The 17,563-nt window shown below is 67.0% G+C and carries 16 protein-coding genes; 6 read left to right on the forward strand and 10 right to left on the reverse strand.

Translation table 11 applies throughout. The features are described 5' to 3' along the window. Positions 1–54 precede the first annotated feature (54 nt). On the forward strand, positions 55–819 hold the full coding sequence (pxpA, locus tag C4B30_RS30935; protein ID WP_027785687.1) for a 5-oxoprolinase subunit PxpA: 765 nt from the start codon (positions 55–57) through the stop codon (positions 817–819). Between the two features lie 559 nt (positions 820–1,378). Here pxpA and C4B30_RS30940 read toward each other — a convergent pair. The 10 genes from C4B30_RS30940 to C4B30_RS30985 form a co-directional block, all read right to left on the reverse strand. Next, complete coding sequence (locus tag C4B30_RS30940; protein WP_027785688.1) at positions 1,379–2,524, reverse strand: TraB/GumN family protein; 1,146 nt, start codon at positions 2,522–2,524, stop codon at positions 1,379–1,381. Next, positions 2,517–3,533 (reverse strand): peptide ABC transporter ATP-binding protein, encoded by a 1,017-nt coding sequence (locus tag C4B30_RS30945; protein WP_027785689.1) that lies wholly within the window; start codon positions 3,531–3,533, stop codon positions 2,517–2,519. Before C4B30_RS30945 ends, C4B30_RS30940 begins: the two co-directional genes overlap by 8 nt. Then, on the reverse strand, positions 3,530–4,528 hold the full coding sequence (locus tag C4B30_RS30950) for an ABC transporter ATP-binding protein (RefSeq protein ID WP_027785690.1): 999 nt from the start codon (positions 4,526–4,528) through the stop codon (positions 3,530–3,532). The genes C4B30_RS30945 and C4B30_RS30950 overlap by 4 nt, the downstream gene beginning before the upstream one ends. 84 nt (positions 4,529–4,612) lie before the next feature. Beyond that, complete coding sequence (locus C4B30_RS30955; protein WP_027785691.1) at positions 4,613–5,530, reverse strand: ABC transporter permease subunit; 918 nt, start codon at positions 5,528–5,530, stop codon at positions 4,613–4,615. 4 nt (positions 5,531–5,534) lie between these two features. Further along, the gene (locus C4B30_RS30960) at positions 5,535–6,545 is read right to left on the reverse strand and encodes an ABC transporter permease subunit (protein ID WP_027785692.1); all 1,011 of its coding nucleotides are present in this window, start codon (positions 6,543–6,545) and stop codon (positions 5,535–5,537) included. A 110-nt stretch (positions 6,546–6,655) separates the two neighbouring features. Next, positions 6,656–8,284: an ABC transporter substrate-binding protein gene (locus C4B30_RS30965; protein ID WP_027785693.1), complete on the reverse strand. Its 1,629-nt coding sequence runs from the start codon at positions 8,282–8,284 to the stop codon at positions 6,656–6,658. Positions 8,285–8,605: 321 nt separating this feature from the next. After that, positions 8,606–9,913 (reverse strand): MFS transporter, encoded by a 1,308-nt coding sequence (locus tag C4B30_RS30970; protein WP_027785694.1) that lies wholly within the window; start codon positions 9,911–9,913, stop codon positions 8,606–8,608. 190 nt (positions 9,914–10,103) lie between these two features. Continuing rightward, positions 10,104–10,415: a high-potential iron-sulfur protein gene (locus C4B30_RS30975; protein WP_027785695.1), complete on the reverse strand. Its 312-nt coding sequence runs from the start codon at positions 10,413–10,415 to the stop codon at positions 10,104–10,106. 153 nt (positions 10,416–10,568) lie between these two features. Continuing rightward, a complete protein-coding gene (locus tag C4B30_RS30980) occupies positions 10,569–11,678 on the reverse strand; it encodes an NAD(P)/FAD-dependent oxidoreductase (protein WP_027785696.1) in 1,110 nt (369 codons plus the stop codon). A gap of 156 nt (positions 11,679–11,834) precedes the next feature. Continuing rightward, entirely contained in the window at positions 11,835–12,815 is a 981-nt protein-coding gene (locus tag C4B30_RS30985) for an AAA family ATPase (protein ID WP_027785697.1), read from the reverse strand. Positions 12,816–13,064: 249 nt separating this feature from the next. Here C4B30_RS30985 and C4B30_RS30990 point away from each other — a divergent pair, with 249 nt between their 5' ends. From C4B30_RS30990 to rqpS, 5 genes are all read left to right on the forward strand, one after another. Continuing rightward, positions 13,065–13,793 carry a nitroreductase gene (locus tag C4B30_RS30990; RefSeq protein ID WP_027785698.1) on the forward strand — a complete coding sequence of 243 codons (729 nt, stop codon included), beginning with the start codon at positions 13,065–13,067 and terminating at the stop codon, positions 13,791–13,793. Positions 13,794–13,939: 146 nt separating this feature from the next. Further along, the gene (locus C4B30_RS30995; RefSeq protein ID WP_027785699.1) at positions 13,940–14,428 is read left to right on the forward strand and encodes a hypothetical protein; all 489 of its coding nucleotides are present in this window, start codon (positions 13,940–13,942) and stop codon (positions 14,426–14,428) included. Positions 14,429–14,433: 5 nt separating this feature from the next. Further along, on the forward strand, positions 14,434–15,249 hold the full coding sequence (locus C4B30_RS31000) for an endonuclease/exonuclease/phosphatase family protein (RefSeq protein ID WP_027785700.1): 816 nt from the start codon (positions 14,434–14,436) through the stop codon (positions 15,247–15,249). Positions 15,250–15,558: 309 nt separating this feature from the next. Continuing rightward, complete coding sequence (locus tag C4B30_RS31005) at positions 15,559–16,329, forward strand: ferredoxin--NADP reductase (protein WP_027785701.1); 771 nt, start codon at positions 15,559–15,561, stop codon at positions 16,327–16,329. Positions 16,330–16,744: 415 nt separating this feature from the next. Continuing rightward, positions 16,745–17,560, forward strand: a complete 816-nt coding sequence (rqpS, locus tag C4B30_RS31010; RefSeq protein WP_027785702.1) for a quorum system sensor histidine kinase RqpS — start codon at positions 16,745–16,747, stop codon at positions 17,558–17,560. Positions 17,561–17,563: the final 3 nt, after the last annotated feature.

Genomic DNA, 17,563 nt, shown 5'->3' on the forward strand with positions numbered 1-17,563 from the left:
AATGATGGAAGCAGCACGGAGGACGCGCCACGCAATCAGTGGACGAGGAACATCATGGAAATCGATCTGAATGCCGATCTCGGCGAAGGATGCGGATCGGACGAGGCGCTGCTCGACCTCGTCACGTCGGCGAACATCGCATGCGGATGGCATGCAGGCGGCGCGAATGCGATGCGCGACTGCGTGCGCTGGGCCGTGCAGAAAGGCGTGTCGATCGGCGCGCATCCGAGTTTTCACGATCCGGAGAATTTCGGCCGCAAGGAAATGCAGCTGCCGGCCGGCGACATCTATGCGGGCGTGCTGTACCAGCTCGGCGCGCTGTCGGCGATCGCGCAGGCCGAGGGCGGCCGCATCGCGCACGTGAAACCGCACGGCGCGCTGTACAACCAGGCCGCGCGCGATCCGATGATCGCCGACGCGGTGGTGTCCGCGATCCACGACTTCGATCCGTCACTCGCGGTGTTCGGGCTCGCGAACAGCGTGTTCGTCGCGGCAGCGCGGCATGCGGGGCTCTCGGCGGTGGAGGAAGTGTTCGCCGATCGCGGCTACCGCGCGGACGGCTCGCTCGTGCCGCGCAGCCTGCCCGGCGCGCTGATCGACGATGAAGACGCGGTGCTCGCGCGCACGCTCGACATGGTGCGCAACCGGCAGGTGCGCGCGCTGAGCGGCGAATGGGTGCCGCTCAATGCGCAGACCGTCTGCCTGCATGGCGACGGGCCGCACGCGCTGGCGTTCGCGAAGCGGATCCGCGCGGCGCTCGAGGCCGCGGGTGTCGATGTGGTGGCGCCGGGGGCATTGCAGGCGGACGAAGGCGCGTAACGAAGCATTCGGTGCGTCGCCCGCGCGTTGCACGTTTTCGTCGCACCAAAGAAAAAAGCGCCCTCGTGGCGCTTTTCCGTTGGCGCAATCGCTGCGGCTTCGCCGTCTGTCGATTCACCCCCCGAAACCGTCTTTCGACGGTGACCGGAAAAATATTCCGGATTAAAAAACGTCCGCCGCCGCCCGATCACTGCCTTCCCCGGTCAGACGACGGAACGTCGCTTATGTGCAAGTCGGCCTGCATGCATGTGTTGTTCGACGATGATTGGCCCCGCCGTGCATGCAGACTCTCCGCGGCCGGCACGCGCTTCACGTGCCGGCGACGCTCACCCCGCGCTTTATTTCTGCTACCCCGTAGAACTTATCTATTCTTTTCATTTTTTCAACTTGTGGGGTGAAGAATAGATATTGGCCGAACGGGATGTCAATCGTTTTAAACGCTATTTTCCGACGATTCAAGGGTTTTCCTTATCGATTGCCGCCGCCATGCAGGCGCCTCGCCGCGTGCGCACGGCGTCGATCAAACAGGGGGAGATCGGTGCATCGGAGCCGCGCGCGATCAGTTCGCGTCGACCCGGTATCCTTGCTGGCGCAACAATTCGAGCACGCCGCGCGGGCCGCCCAGATGCAGCGCGCCGATCGCGACGAACAGCGGCCGGTTCGGCGCCGCGATTGCCGTCATCCGTGCAACGAAGCGCCGGTTGCGCTCGTACACGATCTTGTTGTCGAGCGACGCCGACAACGCCTTCGAACGCGCGAGCCGCTCGCTCTTCGCGACGGCCCATGCGGAGATCGCATCGGCGTCGCCAATTCGCCACAGTCGGTGCAGCGCCTTGATGTCGTCGGCGTTCTGCGCGGGCGTCTGCACCATGTCCTGCGCGAGCATCTCGCGCTGCTCGGCGAGCGTCAGCCCGGTGAACGCGCGCATCTGTTCGGCGAGCGTCTCGAGCCCGATCACGCGGCCGCCCTTCTTCTTCAGGAACACGTTCTGCAGTTGCGCCTCGGTGCCGTATTCGGTCTGCAGGCCCGCCGACAGCGAATCGTAGGTCTCGACGACGAGCGCCGCGAGCCACGGCCGCATCTTGCGGATCTCGGCGAGCGCGGCCGGGTTGCCGCGCAGGCGCGCCGCGAGCCGCTGCCACAGCGGCTCGGGCAGCAGGCGCTGCAGGCACGGGTAGCGGCACACGCCGTACTTCGACACGTCGTCCTGCGATTCGAGCAGATCGTCGGGCGACAGCTCGAGCGCGAGCGTCGGCGACGCGGCGAGCGCCGCGAGGATCCGCGGCCGGAACGGCTGCATGCTCGGATAATCGGACGGGTCGCCCGTATGCAGCGTGCCGAGCACGTAGAGCGTGACCTTGCCCTTGGTCGCGACGTAGAACGGCATGCGCGCCGGCTGCACGCGCACGGCGCCGCTCGACACCGTGCCGTCCGACACGGACGGCGCATGGAAGCCCGGCAGGCTCATGCCCGGCGGCGGAACCTGCGCCGGATGAATCGGCGAAGTCGCCGGCGCACGCCCTTCGGCGCGCGCCGGTTCGACGGGCACCACGACGCTGGCCGCCACGCACGCGCCGGCCAGCGCCGCGCCCGTGACGGTACGCACGCTCCAGCGCCGCGCGTAGCGGTACGCGCGCATCGCGCGCGCGCCGCCTGTTCCCGCACGGCGCACACCGGACACGCGCGCCGCCAACGCTTCAGGCATTCGCCTCCCCGACCTCCTCGGCGCGATGGCAGGCCACGCGCCGGCCGTCCACTTCGCGCAATTGCGGCTCCTCGACGCGGCACCGCTCGACCGCGTACGGGCAGCGCTGGTGGAACGCGCAGCCCGACGGCGGATTGAGCGGCGACGGCAGCTCGCCCTGCAGCTTGATCTGCACGCGGCGGTCTTCCTCGAAGATCGCCGGCGTCGCCGACATCAGCGCCCGCGTGTACGGATGGCGCGGCCGTGCGTAGATCGTCGCCTTGTCGCCGAGCTCGGCGACGCTGCCGAAGTACATCACCATCACGTCGTCCGCGACGTGCTCGACCACCGACAGGTTGTGCGAGATGAACACGTAGCTCGTCTTGAACTGCTCCTGCAGATCCATGAACAGGTTCAGGATCTGCGCCTGGATCGACACGTCGAGCGCGGACACCGGCTCGTCGGCGACGACGATACGCGGATCGAGGATCATCGCGCGCGCGATCGCGACCCGCTGGCGCTGGCCGCCCGAGAACATGTGCGGATAGCGCTTCGCGTGCTCGGGCCGCAGGCCGACCGTGCGCATGATCTGCGCGATGCGCGCGGCGCGCTCGGCGGCCGTCAGGTTCGCGTTGATCTCGAGCGGCTCGGAGAGCGTCTGCTCGACGGTCTTGCGCGGGTTCAGCGACGCGAACGGGTTCTGGAACACCATCTGCACGCGGCGGCGCAGGTCGGCGACCGTGTCGCGGCTCGCGCCGGCCACGTTCTTGCCGTCGATCGTCAGGCTGCCCGCCGTGGGCGTCTCGATCATCGTGAGCTGGCGCGCGAGCGTCGACTTCCCGCAGCCCGATTCGCCGACGACGGCGAGCGTCTTGCCGCGCTTCAGCGAGAACGACACGCCGTTCAGCGCCTTGACCGTGCCCTGGCCGAACATCCCGCGCTTCACCGAATAGTGTTTCGCGAGGCCATCGGCCACCAGCACAGCTTCCTCGTCGTGCGATGCGCGAGGCGTTTCATTGACAGCATTCATCGTGCGCCTCGCGTCAGGTCGAGATTGGAAACATTGAGCGGCTTGATGCAGCGCGCACGCATCGCATCGTTGCCCGACACCAGCGTGTCGAGCGCCGGCCGCGCCTTGCGGCAATCGTCGACGACGTACTTGCAGCGCGGCGCGAACAGGCACCCGGACGGGCGATCATCGCGGCCCGGCACCATGCCGGGCAATGCGGCAAGGCGACGCGCCCCCTGATTGTGCTCGGGAATCGCCGCGAGCAGCGCTTCGGTGTACGGATGATGCGGCGCGCGGAAGATGTCGGGCACGCGGTTGGTCTCGATGATCTCGCCCGCGTACATCACCGCGACGCGATGCGCGACCTCGGACACCACGGCCAGATCGTGCGAGATCAGCACGAGCGCCATCCCGCGTTCCTTCTGCAGCTTCACGAGCAGATCCATGATCTGCGCCTGGATCGTCACGTCGAGCGCGGTGGTCGGCTCGTCGGCGATCAGGAGCTTCGGGTTGCACGCCACCGCCATCGCGATCATCACGCGCTGGTTCATCCCGCCCGACATCTGGTGCGGGAACGACGCGATGCGGTTCTTCGCATCGGGAATGCCGACCTGGTCGAGCAGTTCGAGCGCGCGCCGGTGCAGCGCGTCGCCGCGCAGGCCTTCGTGCAGCTTCAGCACCTCCTTGATCTGGTAGCCGACCGTGTAGCTCGGGTTCAGGCTCGTCAGCGCGTCCTGGAACACCATCGCGATGTCCTTGCCGACGATCTTGCGGCGCGCCTTCGGCGACGCCTTCAGCAGATCGACGCCGTTGAACGTCACCTCGTCGGCCGTCACCTTGCCGGGCGCGTCGATCAGGCCCATCAGCGCCATCATCGTCACGCTCTTGCCCGAGCCCGATTCGCCGACGACGCCCACGACCTCGCCCGGCGCGACCGACAGATGGATCCGGTCGACCGCGGGCAGGCCGTTGAAGTTCACCGCGAGATTGCGGATAGTCAGTAGATCTTGGCTCATGTCATCCTCCGCCGGGCCGCTCCAAGGAGGATGACCGCCCCCTTGGGGGGCAACGAACGAAGAGAGTGTGGGGGTCGTTTCATATCACGCCATCCGCTTCAGTTTGGGATCGAGCGCGTCGCGCAGCCCGTCGCCGAGCAGGTTGATCGCGAGCACCGAAATCAGGATCGACAGGCCGGGCATCGTCACGATCCACCATGCGTTGTCGATGTAGTCGCGCGCGGACGCGAGCATCGCGCCCCACTCGGCGGTCGGCGGTTGCACGCCGAGGCCGAGGAAGCCGAGCGCGGCCGCGTCGAGGATCGCCGACGAGAAGCCGAGCGTCGCCTGCACGATCAGCGGCGCCGTGCAGTTCGGCAGCACCTGCGAGAACATCAGGCGCAGCGTGCCGGCGCCGGCCACGCGCGACGCGGTCACGTATTCCTTCTGCAGCTCGCCGAGCGCCGACGCGCGCGTGAGGCGCACGTAGGCCGGCAGCGCGACGATCGCGATCGCGAACATCGTGTTGGTGAGGCCGGGGCCGATGATCGCGACGACCGCGACCGCGAGCAGCAGCGACGGCAGCGCGAGCAGCACGTCCATGATGCGCATCACCGGCGTGTCGGCCCACTTCTGGAAGAACGCGGCGACGAGCCCGAGCACGATGCCGGGAATCAGCGCGAGCACGACCGACACGAAGCCGATCCAGAACGACATCCGCGCGCCGAACATCAGCCGCGAAAGAATGTCGCGGCCCGCTTCGTCGGTGCCGAGGACGAATTGCCAGTTGCCGCCGGCGAGCCACGCGGGCGGAATCTTCACGTAGTCGCGGTATTGCTCGACCGGGCTGTGCGGCGCGATCAGCGGCGCGAGCAGCGCGACGACGATCAGCACGATCACGACGATGCCCGCGCCGACGGCGCCGCGGTTGCGCGAGAAGTTGGCCCAGAACTCGCGCAGCGCGAGCGCACGGCCGCCGGCCGGCGCGGATTCGCTCGGCAGGGTATTTTGCAGATTGCTCATGGGATTACCTCGTGTGGCGGATGCGCGGATTCAGCACGCCGTACAGCAGGTCGACGACCAGGTTCACGACGATCACGAGCGTCGCGATCAGCAGGATGCCGCCCTGGACGACCGGATAGTCGCGGCGGCCGATCGCATCGATCAGCCACTTGCCGACGCCGGGCCACGAAAAGAGCGTCTCGGTCAGCACGGCGCCAGCAAGCAGCGTGCCGATCTGCAGGCCGATCACGGTGACGACCGGGATCAGCGCATTGCGCAGCGCATGCACGACGACCACGCGCACGGGCGACAGCCCTTTCGCGCGGGCGGTGCGGATGTAGTCCTCGCGCAGCACCTCGAGCATCGACGAGCGCGTCATCCGCGCGATCACCGCGAGCGGGATCGTGCCGAGCACGATCGCGGGCAGGATCAGGTGGCTCACCGCCGACTTGAACGAGCCTTCGTCGGGCGCGAGCAGCGCGTCGATCAGCATGAAGCCGGTCGGATGCGGGAAGTCGTATTCGACCGCGATGCGCCCCGACACGGGCGTCCAGCCGAGGTACGACGAGAACACCATGATGAGGATCAGCCCCCACCAGAAGATCGGCATCGAGTAGCCGGTGAGCGCGGTGCCCATCACGCCGTGATCGACGACCGAGCCGCGCCGCAGCGCGGCGATCACGCCGGCCGGCAGCCCGACCGCGAGCGCGAACACGAGCGCGCACAGCGACAGCTCGACGGTCGCCGGGAAGCGCGCGAAGAATTCGCCCGCGACGCTCGTGTTGGTGATGATCGACGTGCCGAGGTCGCCGTGCAGCGCCCGGCCGATGTAGTGGAGATACTGCAGCGGCAGCGGCTCGTCGAGCCCGAGGCGTTTCATCGCCTCCGCGTGCATCGCGGGATCGACGCCGCGCTCGCCCATCATCACTTCGATGGGGTCGCCCGGTATCAGGTGAATCAGCGCAAACGCCAGGATGGTGATGCCGATGAAGGTCGGGATCACCATCCCCACGCGGCGCAACACGAATGTGAACATGATGCGTCTCGTATTTTCTTGTGGGAAATGTGCGACCGGCGACGGGAAGCTTTTGGCCTCCCGCCGCCGGATGAGTTAGCCGGTCTTCGCGACAGCTTACGACAGGCGTGTTACTTCACGCTAACCCCGTCGAAGCGGGCATAGCCGAGCGGTTCGATACGCATGTCGACCACGTTCTTGCGCACCGGTTGATAGACCGTCGAGTTCGCGATCGGCGAGAACGGCAGCTGTTGCGCGAAGATCTGCTGCGCCTGCGTGTAGAGCTTCGTGCGCGCGTCCTGGCCCGTCGTCGTGCGGCCCTTCTGGACCAGCTCGTCGAACGGCTTGTAGCACCAGTGCGAGAAGTTGTTGCCCTTGATCGCGTCGCAGCCGAGCAGCGTGCCGAGCCAGTTGTCCGGATCGCCGTTGTCGCCCGTCCAGCCGATCAGCATCGTGTCCTGCTCGCCCGCGTGCGCGCGCTTGATGTACTCGCCCCACTCGTACGTGACGATCTTCGCCTTCACGCCGATCTTCGCCCAGTCGGCCTGGATCATCTCGGCCATCAGGCGGGCGTTCGGGTTGTACGCGCGCTGCACGGGCATCGCCCACAGCGTGATCTCGAAACCGTTCGGGAAGCCTGCCTTCGCGAGCAGCGCCTTCGCCTTCGCGGTGTCGTAGGCAGCCATCTTCAGGTTCTTGTCGTACGACCATTGGGTCGGCGGCATCGGCGCGGTCGCGGCCTGGCCGGCGCCCTGGTAGACGGACTCGAGGATCGCCTTCTTGTTGATCGCCATGTCGAGCGCCTGACGCACTTCGAGCTTGTCGACCGGCTTGTGCTCGACGTTGTACGCGAGATAGCCGAGGTTGAAGCCGGCCTGCGACGGCATGTCGACGTTCGAATCGGCCTTCAGCGTCGCGATGTCGGCCGGGCGCGGATAGCTCATCACCTGGCATTCGTTGCGCTTGATCTTCTGCACGCGCACGCCCGGATCCGGCGTGATCGAGAAGATCAGCTTCGACAGCTTCACCGCACCCTTCTTCCAGTAATCAGGATTGCCGTCGAAGCGGATCGTCGCGTCCTTCGTGTAGCTGCGGAAGATGAACGGGCCCGTGCCGATCGGCTTCTGGTTGATGTCGGCGGCCTTGCCGGCCTTCATCAGCTGGTCGCCGTATTCGGCCGACAGGATCGACGCGAATTCCATCGCCATGTTCTGGATGAACGGCGCGTTCGGCTCGGCCAGCGTGAACTTCACGGTGTACGGATCGACCTTCTCGATCTTCGTGATCAGCTTGTCGAGACCCATGTCGGTGAAGTACGGGAACGACACCGGGTACGCCTTGCGAAACGCGTTGTTCGGATCGAGCATGCGCTCGAACGAGAACACGACGTCGTCCGCATTGAACTCGCGCGTCGGCTTGAAGAAGTCGGTCGTGTGGAACTTCACGCCGTGGCGCAGGTGGAACGTGTACACCTTGCCGTCGGACGACACGTCCCACTTCTCGGCGAGGCCGGGTTCGACCTTCGTGCCGCCGCGCTCGAATTCGACGAGGCGGTTGTAGACGGTGAACGTGGCGGCGGTGAAATCGACGCCGGTCGTAAATTGCGCGGAATCGAAACCCGCCGGGCTGCCTTCTGAGCAGTAGACGAGCGTTTTGTTCGGGATCTGTGCGAATGCAGAGCCCGCGACGCCGAGCGATGCCGCTGCCACGCCTGCAATGGCGGTAACACGCAGGGTGTGCAACAGACGGTTGTATTCCATGTTTCCTCCAGGTCTCCAGATCGGAACCGGCCCCGCCAGGGAGCCGGCGTACGCGGATATTACTTGAGCTAGCGATTTTGCAACAAGCTGGAGAAAAAACTCTTCTAGACGCGTGCGCACGGGTTTTTGCCGATGTCTGCCGCGAATGAAAGATGCGAAGACGCGCGCGAGCGTCCGTTCCGCTCATCTCGCGCATGTTTCGTTCGACGACTAAACAATTCAGACGCGAACACGAAGGTTCGGCATGCGATTTTCATCGTTGGCCGGCCATCGTTGCATTTCGCGAAACGATGCGATGACGGCATTCGAGCCGTCATGCGCTCACGCCGGCGCGTCGAGATCGGCGCTGCGCGCGGGCACGAACGCGACCGCGACGATCGACAACGCGAGCCCCGCCATCACGTAATAGGTCGGCGCGAGCGGCGTGCCCGTGACCTTGATCAGCCACGTGACGATGAACTGGCCGAAGCCGCCGAACAGCATCACCGCGACGTTGTACGCGATCGACAGCCCGGTCGAGCGCACGTTGGCCGGGAACAGCTCGGCGATCATCGCGCCGAACGGCCCGTAGTAGCCCGCGAGCGTCACCGACAGCACGGCCTGTACCGCGATCAGCCGCCCGATGCTCGGCGCCGCGTCGAGCCACGCGAACAGCGGATACATCAGCGCGAGCGTCAGCACGAGCGACCACAACGACAGCCCCTTGCGGCCGATGCGGTCCGACCACGCGCCCGCGACCGGCGACAGCACCACGAGCAGCAGATTGCCGACGATTCCCGCGTAGAACGATTCGGCGTACGGCAGATGCAGCTGCTTCACCGCGAAGGTCGGCAGATAGATGATCAGCGCGTAGATCGTCACGGTCAGTGCGATCACCGAGCCGAACCCGCACAGCACCTCGCGCGGGTGGCGCGTGAACACTTCGCCGAGGGTCGCTCGGCGCGCGCTCTGCTGCGCATGCAGGAACGCTTCGGAATCGTCGAGATTGCGGCGGATGTAGAAACCGATCGGACCGATCACGAGCCCGAGGATGAACGGCACGCGCCAGCCCCAGCTGCGCAGCGCATCGGGCGACAGCCCGCGCGTGACGGCCGCGCCGACCAGCGCGCCGATCAGCAGCGCGCCCGCCTGGCTCGCCATTTGCCAGCTGCCGTAGAAGCCGCGTTTCGAGAACGGCGCCGCTTCGATCAGCAGCGCCGTCGCGCTGCCGAATTCGCCGCCCGCGGAGAAGCCCTGCAGCAGCCGGCCGAGCACGATCAGGATCGGGCCGCCGATGCCGATCGCCGCGTAGGGCGGCGCGATCGCGAGCAGGAAGATGCCGGCCGTCATCAGCAGGATGACGAGCGACAGCGCGGCCTTGCGGCCCGCGCGGTCCGCGTACAGCCCGAACACGATGCCGCCGATCGGGCGCATGAAGAACGCGACGCCGAACGTCGCGGTGGTGAGCAGCAGCGACGAGTATTCGCTGGAGGTGGGAAAGAACAGCTCGGCGATCACGACCGTCATGAAGCCGAACACCGTGAAGTCGTACCACTCGAGCGCATTGCCGATCACGGCGGCCACCACCGCGCGCCGGTTCAGCGCACGCTCGGGCCGGGCCGTTTTCGTTGAATTCGCAATCGTCGCCATGCGTGCCTCGTCCTCGTGGATTCGCCGTGTCGGGCAGTTCGGCGCGCGGGGTGCCGCGGCGCGCTGGTGTGCAGCGAGTGTAGAAAGCGACGGAACCGTTTTCAAGCAATAAAAAACGCCCGCCATCGAACGACAGCGAGCGTGTTGCGGTTTTCGCCACAATGCGGCATCGCACGACGCCGCACGGGCCTCAACCCATCTTCGAGAAAGCGCTGCACCAGCCCTTCGCCGACACCTGCTTGCCGGGGAACGCGCCGCACGGGCCCGAAGCCGAGCCCTTCTTGCCCTGGTACAGCATGCAGGCCGCACAATCCTGGCCCGCTGCGTATTTCGGATACTTCGTCTTGTCGACCTTTGTGGCATCGGCCTTGTAGCCGAGTGCCGCCGCGGTCGGATCGGTTTCCGACAGCATCGGCGCATCGGCCAGCGCTTCGCGCGACAGCGCCAGCGCGGACACGGCACCAATGCTCGTGATCAGGAAACTCCGACGGGATGTTTTCATGGGGGACTCGCTCCAACGTTATCGGTTTGAAAGCCGTTCTCGCGACGGCGTTCGACAGAATAACGCCCAAGCGGACAAATGTGCGCGCCGAAATGCCGGAGATAAGGGATTTCACACGGGTTTCGGCCGGCCCGCACGGCGCCGGCCCGTGCGTCACGCGCGCGACACCATGTCGCCGACGCGCTGCGCGAGCGCAAGTGCGGCGGTGAGCCCCGGCGACTCGATGCCGAACAGGTTCACGAGCCCGCGCACGCCGTGCTGCGCGGCGCCCTGCACGATGAAGTCGGCCGGCGGCTCGCCGGGCCCCGCGACCTTCGGCCGGATGCCCGCGTACGCCGGCTGCAGCGCATCGTCGGGCAGGCCCGGCCAGAATGCGCGGATCGACGCGTAGAACGCGGCCGCGCGCGCCGGATCGACTTCGTAGCGTAGCGAATTGCACCATTCGACGTCCGGGCCGAAGCGCGCCTGCCCGCCGAGATCGAGCGTCAGGTGTACGCCGAGCCCCGCTCGATCGGGCATCGGATAGATCAGGTGCGAGAAGGGCGCACGGCGCGACAGGCTGAAATAATTGCCGCGCGCGAGATAGAGCGGCGGCACCCAGCGTGGATCGAGGCCGCGCGTGCGGCGCGCGAGCGCCTGCGCACCGAGGCCCGCGCTGTTGATCACGCAGGTGGCGTCGATCTCGGCCGGCGCGGCGCCGCCGGTGCGCACGATGAAGCGCCCGCCGCGCAGTACGTCGATCGCTTCGACCGGGGATTGCAGCGCGCACACGGCGCCGTCGCGTTCCGCATCGCCGAGCAGCGCGAGCATCAACTGGTGGCTGTCGACGATGCCCGTCGACGGCGAGAACAGCGCCTCCACGCATTCGAGCGCGGGCTCGAGCGTCTGCGCTTCCGCACGCGTGAGCGGCAGCAGGTCGAGCACGCCGTTTTCGGCCGCGCGCGCGGCGATCGCCTTCAACTGCTTCACCTGCGCGGCGCTCGTCGCGACGAGCAGCTTGCCCGTGCGCCGGTGCGGCACGTGATGCGTGTCGCAGAATTCGTACAGCAGGTCGCGCCCGCGCACGCACGACACCGCCTTCAGCGACCCGCGCGGATAGTAGAGCCCCGCGTGAATCACCTCGCTGTTGCGCGAACTCGTGCCCGTGCCGATCGCGTCGGCCGCCTCGAGCACGATCGTTTCACGCCCGCGCGCGGCGAGCTCGCGCGCAATCGCCAGACCGACGACACCCGCGCCGATCACGACACAATCCGTCTGCTCCATGGCTTTTCGCGCTGCTCGCGCGTCGAAGGGGGAGAGAAGAATTGTACGTCCCGGTTCGCCCGCTTGCCGAACGCATGCGCATCGCGTCGCGTGCGATACGGCCCACCGCGCAACGAACGCCACGCGCGCACGCGCTGCCGTGCGCGCGTGGCCGCGTCAGAAGCCGATCGGCCGGCGCTTCGCCGCGCCTTCGTCGGCGCGGATGTCGGCCGGCGCGATCGCGTCGCGGCCGTCGAGCCGCGCGGCGCCGAACGCGTGCAGCAGCGCGCGGCGCATCGTGCGCGGCGGCGTCGCGGCCAGCACGTCGAGCGCATCGTCGCCGAGCGTATCGGGAAAGCGCCGCCCCCACGCATGCGACGTGCGGATCTCGTCGTAGATCGTCTGCGCGATCCGGCGCGCGCCGGCCGCATCGGGCGGCGCGATCTCGTACACGTTCATCCGGTTGAGCAGCGGCTCGGGAATCGCGTGCGCATCGTTCGCGGTCGCGATCCAGATCACGTTGCCCGCGTTGATCGGCACTTCCGCGAATTCGTCGACGAAGGCGCGCGCCGTGTCGTGCTCGAGCAACGCATACAGCGCACCGAGCGGATCGTATTGCGCATCGCTGCCGGCCTTGTCGATCTCGTCGACCGCGATCACCGGGTTCGCATAGCTGCCGTTCACGAGCGCGTCGAACACCTTGCCGGGCTTCGCGTTCTTCCATTGCGACGACGCGCCCGACAGGATCCAGCCGGCCGTCAGCGAACTCATCGGCACGTAGTGGTACGCGGTGCCGAGCAGGTGCGCGAGCGCCTTCGCGAAATGCGTCTTGCCGATCCCGGGCGGCCCGAGCAGCAGGATCGGCATCAGTTCGAGCCGGTCGTCCGTTTCGAGACACAGCGCGATCTGCTTGCGTACGTCATCGAGCGGCTCGCCGAAATTCGGCAACGCTTCGCCGAGCGCGTCGAACGACGGCATCCGGTTCGGCTTCACGCAGAAGCGCAGATTCCCCGTCTTGAGCATCCTCTCGTAGGTCGAGCGCAGGGCGTCGCTCGCGCTCTCGTTCAGGTCGCTCAGCGCCGTCTCGACCTGCTCGAGGTCGTACACCGTGCTGAAGGACGCCACCGCCAGTTCCTGTTTCACCATCGCCGTCGTCATACCTGCCTCGCTGCACTTGCCGTCACACACTCATCAGACCCTTACGAATTCAGTGTAGCGATCCCGCATCGCCATGCAAGCAAGCAGCCAGGCGCGTCTGCTGCTAACAGCGCGCGCCCGCTGCACGCTCGTGCGTCGCGGCGTATGATCGAAAGTTCACAAGGCTCGCGCCGGGCTCGCCGATGGCGCCCGCGCGCCGCGCGCATGCGGCCGCGCACCTCGCCTGACGCCTCGCCCGAAGGGTTGCCGATGTCCGTCCCCGCTGCTTCTCCGCGCGTCGACTCCGACGCGATCCGTTCCGTCGATGCCGTCGACGCCGCGCTCAAGTCGCGTCGTTCGGTCCGGGCGTTCCTGCCGACGCCCGTGCCGCGCGACACGATCGAGGCGATCCTCGAAGCCGCGAGCCGTGCGCCGTCGGGCACCAACATCCAGCCATGGCGCGTGTACGTCGCGACGGGCGCCACGCGCGACGCACTCGCCGCCGCGCTCACCGCGGCCTACGACGATCCGGCGCGCGACGAGAAATACGTCGCCGAATACGACTACTACCCGCGCGAATGGGTGTCGCCGTATATCGACCGGCGCCGCAAGGTCGGCTGGGATCTGTACGGCCTGTTGAACATCCGCCGCGACGAGAAGGCGCGCATGCACGCGCAGCACAGGCGCAATTTCCGTTTCTTCGATGCGCCGGTCGCGCTGTTCTTCACGCTGGACCGGGTCATGACACGTGGCGCGTGGCTCGATTGCGGGATGTTCCTGCAAGGCGTGATGACGGCCGCGCGCGCCCGCGGCCTCGATACCTGCCCGCAGGCCGCGTTCGTGCCGTTTCACCGGATCGTCGCCGAACACCTCGGCATTCCGCCGAACGAACAGTTCGTCTGCGGGATGGCGCTCGGCCATGCCGACCCCGACGCGATCGAGAACCGTCTCGTCACCGAGCGCGCGAGGGTCGCCGAGTTCACGCGCTTTTTCGCTTGAAAACGCATGACGCGGCCTTACCTGCCGAGCAGGACCGCATCGTGCTGCGAACCTGTCGCGGCACGTCCCGTCACATCACGACCGAAATCGATCGGGCGTAAGATGTGCGTCCGTTCCCCGCTATCCCGCGTTTCCGGAGACGTTTCATGCTGAAACACGGCCTGGCCGTCCTGCTTGCGAGCGTCGTGCTCGCCGCCCATGCGCAGAGCCCCGCGCCGGCCGTCGTCGCATGGGAAATCCAGGTGGTGCGCGACGGTCAGACGATCGACACGTTCCAGCAAAACACCACCGTGGGCCAGTCCCGCACCGATACCCATCGCTATCCGGCCGCCGTGCCGGTGGGCTGCGGCAATGCCGCGCGCGTCGTGCCGACCGAGCGCTCACGCTCGGTGACGGTCGCCCCGCTCGCCGTCGACGCCAACGCGAACACCGTGTCGCTCGGGCTCGACGTGCAGGAAACGCTCGACGACGAAAACGCGACGCGCGGCGATCCGTGCTTGCCCGCGTCGCCGCGGCAAATCGTCGCGAGCCACCCCGGCCTGTCGGTCGGCGGCGACGCCTGGACCGACTGGACGCTCGTCGAGCAGCATCCGCATCTCGTCTACCGCGTGCGCGCGCACGTCTCGAAGGACTGAACCTCATGTCCGCCGATGCCCTCTCCCTGCCGTTCGCCGAACCGCACGCCGCGCCCGACGAAATCACCGCCGTCAGCTGGAACCTGCACAAGGGCCGCTCGCCGCTCGGCTTCACCGCGTGGAACGCGATGCGCAACTGGATGCAGTCGATGCACGCCGACGTGTATTTCCTGCAGGAAGCGATGGCGCGCCGCATGCCGCGCCCGATGCTCGCACCGGGTTTCGGCGCGCCGATGGACGACACGGTCGACGACGTGTGGCATTGCCAGGCCACCGAGATCGCGCAGGCGCTCGACTGGCAGATCGCGCTCGGGCCGAACGTGTTCAAGCCGTCGTGGCGGCACGGCAACGCGATCCTGTCGCCGCATCCGCTCGACCTCGGCGGCCGCTGGGACATCTCCGCGCACCGCTTCGAGCGCCGCGGGCTGCTGGTCGCGCGCGCGACGCTGGCGGGCGCACGCCCGGTCACGCTGCTGTGCGCGCACCTCGCGCTCACGCGCGCCGCGCGGCTGCGCCAGATGCACTGGATCGCGCACTGGATCGAGCGCAACGCGGGCGACGGCCCGCTGATGCTCGCCGGCGACTTCAACGACTGGCGCAACGATTCGGTCGCGCTGTTCGGCGAGATCGGGCTGTCCGAGGTCGCGACGCTGCTCGGCGAATCGGGCCGCACGTTCCCCGCGTTCTCGCCGGCGCTCGCGCTCGACAAGATGTTCGTGCGCGGCCTGACGCCGCTCGAATGGCGCGCGCCGTCCGGCGAAGCCGCGTGGCTGTCGGACCACCTGCCGTACATCGCGCGCCTGCGCCTCGATCCGCAGTAACCCGCCGGACGGCCGCGCCCTCTCAGTCACGGCGCCGTCGGAGCGTCCGGGCCTCGGCGCGAAACGGGCGGCCCATCGCCGAAAGCCCGTTGCAAGGATATGTTGCGCCAAATCCGCGCAGCCGCGGGGGTCAAGCCCGCGATCCGCGTCAACAGGGTAAAATAACGAGTTCCTCAAACGTCTGTCATCGAGAAGGCGCGTGTCCGACGCGCCGGCCGGCCGATCCGCGATCGGGCCGTCGCACTCGGTTTTTTTGCCCGTTTTTGGGCCCGTTACACGCGTTCGCCACGCGCGTCCGTTTTCAAAGCCATGAGCAAATACGACACCGCCACCGTTCAATCCGTCCATCACTGGACCGACACGCTTTTCAGCTTCACCTGCACCCGTGAGGCGAGCCTGCGCTTCAACAACGGCGAATTCACGATGGTCGGCCTCGAAGTCGACGGCAAGCCGCTCGCGCGTGCCTATTCGATCGTCAGCCCGAACTACGAAGAGCATCTCGAATTCTTCAGCATCAAGGTGCAGAACGGCCCGCTGACGTCGCGCCTGCAACACCTGAAGGTGGGCGACACGGTGCTGATCGGCAAGAAGCCGACGGGCACGCTGGTGGCCGACAACCTGCTGCCGGGCAAGACGCTGTGGATGCTGTCGACGGGCACGGGCCTCGCGCCGTTCATGTCGATCATCCGCGATCCGGACATCTACGACCGCTTCGACAAGGTGATCCTGACCCACACGTGCCGCCTGAAGGGCGAGCTCGCGTACATGGACTACATCAAGCACGACCTGCCGGGCCACGAGTACCTGGGCGACATCATCAAGGAAAAGCTCGTCTACTACCCGACGGTCACGCGCGAAGCGTTCGACAACGAAGGCCGGATCACCGACCTGATCGCGACGGGCAAGCTGTTCACGGATCTCGGCGTGCCGGCGTTCTCGCCGGAAAACGACCGCGTGATGCTGTGCGGCAGCACCGCGATGCTGAAGGACACGACCGAGCTGCTGAAGCAGGCCGGCCTCGTCGAAGGCAAGAACAGCGCGCCGGGCCACTACGTGATCGAGCGCGCATTCGTGGACTGATCGATCCCCCAATTTGCGCATCATCAAGAACCGGAGCAAAAGCTCCGGTTTTTTTTCGTCCCTACTTGGCGAATTCGTAACAAACTGGGACCATTCCATCTCAAATAGTTACATTTTGATACGTCATCGCCGGGTGTTCGGGTGTCAGTGTTTTTCCTACAACACCTTCATTCCGATTATTCACAGTTACCCTTAAATGACCGCCCGACATGACCTTTTCGGAAATTTTGAGATATTATTCGGCCCGCGTGGTCGTCGTTCCGATGAGTATGGAAGGGTCGGATGCAAGTGTTACAAGACGTAACTTTTGTTACTTCGGCATGGAACGATTCTCTGGCGGCGACCGTCATCGAAACGGCAGCCAGCCCACGCAGCCAGCCGGTGTCTGAACCGCTTTCTGACAGCAGGGAGAGTCATGGATACGTCGCTTAACGCGCCCTTGGGCGCCCACGCCCCGTTCCCGTCACGGCAGCGCATGCCCGGCCGCGCTGCTACTCCGCCCATGGCCGACGAAGCGTCGAAGCGCGACGCGTCCGCCGCCCGGATCGCGGCACTTTCCGCCCAGCTTCTCGCCGCCGACGAAGCGGCCCGCCGCCATTTGGCCGGCGAGCTGCACGACGGGCTCGGCGCCGAATTGACCGCCGCCCGCTTCGCACTCGCAAACGTTCAAACGTGGCTGCCGGCCGATGCGCCGGAAGCCTGCCTGCGCGCGCTGACGCTGGCGCAGCAGGCGCTCGACGCCGCGACCGACGCGAATCGCCGGCTCATCGACGAGCGCGACACGCCGGCACTCGATGGCGGCATGGTCGGCGCGCTGTCGTCGTGGATCGACACCCATGCGGCGCGCACGGGCCTGCGCACGAGCTTCGTGTGCGCGGCCGACGCCCGCCTGACCCAGCTCGCCGGCACCAGCGCGCTCGCTGTGTTCCGCGTCGCGCAGGAAGCGCTGTCGAACGTCGCGAAACATGCGCGCGCGACGTCGGTCGACGTCCGGATCATCACCGACGGCACATATCTGTCGCTGAGTGTCGCCGACGATGGGACCGGTTTCGCCCGGCGCCGCCGCAGCGGCTACGGCCTGGCCGGCATGCGCGCCCGCTGCGAGGCGTTCGGCGGCAGCTTCGAGACGGCCACGCCGGCAACCGGCCGCGGCACGCGCGTCACCGCGCGCTTCGCATGGGCTTCGCTGCTCGCGGTGCCCGGCGCGGCACGCCGCACGTCGCTTTCGTGAGGT

This window comes from Burkholderia sp. BE12 (assembly GCF_002959955.1).
Taxonomy (GTDB): domain Bacteria; phylum Pseudomonadota; class Gammaproteobacteria; order Burkholderiales; family Burkholderiaceae; genus Burkholderia.

Excerpts from the sequence above, each read along its gene's own strand:
- pxpA (WP_027785687.1), top strand. The coding sequence starts at position 55 with ATGGAAATCGATCTGAATGCCGATCTCGGCGAAGGATGCGGATCGGAC.
- C4B30_RS30940 (WP_027785688.1), bottom strand. The coding sequence starts at position 2,524 with ATGCCTGAAGCGTTGGCGGCGCGCGTGTCCGGTGTGCGCCGTGCGGGA.
- C4B30_RS30945 (WP_027785689.1), bottom strand. The coding sequence starts at position 3,533 with ATGAATGCTGTCAATGAAACGCCTCGCGCATCGCACGACGAGGAAGCT.
- C4B30_RS30950 (WP_027785690.1), bottom strand. The coding sequence starts at position 4,528 with ATGAGCCAAGATCTACTGACTATCCGCAATCTCGCGGTGAACTTCAAC.
- C4B30_RS30955 (WP_027785691.1), bottom strand. The coding sequence starts at position 5,530 with ATGAGCAATCTGCAAAATACCCTGCCGAGCGAATCCGCGCCGGCCGGC.
- C4B30_RS30960 (WP_027785692.1), bottom strand. The coding sequence starts at position 6,545 with ATGTTCACATTCGTGTTGCGCCGCGTGGGGATGGTGATCCCGACCTTC.
- C4B30_RS30965 (WP_027785693.1), bottom strand. The coding sequence starts at position 8,284 with ATGGAATACAACCGTCTGTTGCACACCCTGCGTGTTACCGCCATTGCA.
- C4B30_RS30970 (WP_027785694.1), bottom strand. The coding sequence starts at position 9,913 with ATGGCGACGATTGCGAATTCAACGAAAACGGCCCGGCCCGAGCGTGCG.
- C4B30_RS30975 (WP_027785695.1), bottom strand. The coding sequence starts at position 10,415 with ATGAAAACATCCCGTCGGAGTTTCCTGATCACGAGCATTGGTGCCGTG.
- C4B30_RS30980 (WP_027785696.1), bottom strand. The coding sequence starts at position 11,678 with ATGGAGCAGACGGATTGTGTCGTGATCGGCGCGGGTGTCGTCGGTCTG.
- C4B30_RS30985 (WP_027785697.1), bottom strand. The coding sequence starts at position 12,815 with ATGACGACGGCGATGGTGAAACAGGAACTGGCGGTGGCGTCCTTCAGC.
- C4B30_RS30990 (WP_027785698.1), top strand. The coding sequence starts at position 13,065 with ATGTCCGTCCCCGCTGCTTCTCCGCGCGTCGACTCCGACGCGATCCGT.
- C4B30_RS30995 (WP_027785699.1), top strand. The coding sequence starts at position 13,940 with ATGCTGAAACACGGCCTGGCCGTCCTGCTTGCGAGCGTCGTGCTCGCC.
- C4B30_RS31000 (WP_027785700.1), top strand. The coding sequence starts at position 14,434 with ATGTCCGCCGATGCCCTCTCCCTGCCGTTCGCCGAACCGCACGCCGCG.
- C4B30_RS31005 (WP_027785701.1), top strand. The coding sequence starts at position 15,559 with ATGAGCAAATACGACACCGCCACCGTTCAATCCGTCCATCACTGGACC.
- rqpS (WP_027785702.1), top strand. The coding sequence starts at position 16,745 with ATGGATACGTCGCTTAACGCGCCCTTGGGCGCCCACGCCCCGTTCCCG.